This is a genomic window from Rhizobium sp. 01T444 (assembly GCF_056398305.1).
Genome location: NZ_JBFTPD010000263.1, coordinates 1 through 614, shown reverse-complemented (window position 1 = coordinate 614; position 614 = coordinate 1). Strand labels below are relative to the sequence as shown.

1 protein-coding gene is annotated in these 614 nt (G+C 65.3%); it reads right to left on the bottom strand.

What is annotated here, in order from left to right:
• A partial coding sequence (locus AC1DTN_RS38350) for a hypothetical protein (RefSeq protein ID WP_477925419.1) occupies nt 1–244 on the bottom strand: 244 nt, incomplete at its 3' end.
• Nucleotides 245–614 lie beyond the last annotated feature (370 nt).

Sequence of the window (614 nt, the reverse complement as noted above, 5' to 3'; positions counted from 1 at the left end):
GCCCCACTTCCCACAGCGCCCACGCCAGGGAGCCGGCCAGCAGCAGCGCATAGACGCCATAGGCCGCCCGCGAGCGACGCATCAGCAGGCCGGCCGTCAACGCCATCAGCACACCCGCCACCACGTAGTACGCCGAGCCGCCGATCACCACCAGCCAGATCCCCGCCCCCACCAGCGCCAGGCCCAGAAGCAGCAGGACGACGCCGATCGCGGCGGGAAACCAGAAGCGGGCAACGCGTTGCATGAGGGACCCCTATAAAGAAGAACCAAGGCTACGTCGAGACCCGCCGCGGCGGGTAGGCTTTCTGCTTCATCGCGTGTCTGACGGCATCGCAGGCGGCCTTGTCCTACCCGCTCTGACGGACTCGGGGTTGTTCAGGACGTCCTTCCGGAAGGCACACTTTCCAGCCCCCTCTGGACTCGCAAGACCGCGGCATGGGGCTCAGACGTCGCCATGACATGAACAAGATCCGAATCCGTGCAAGTACCCTGGCCTGGACGCTCGCGCTGATCCTCGCAGCCATCTTCCTGGTGCTCAGCTTCAGCAGCGGCGAGAAGAAGCTCGACGAACAGGTGCGCCGGCAATATGCGCTGCACGATGCACAGTACCAACG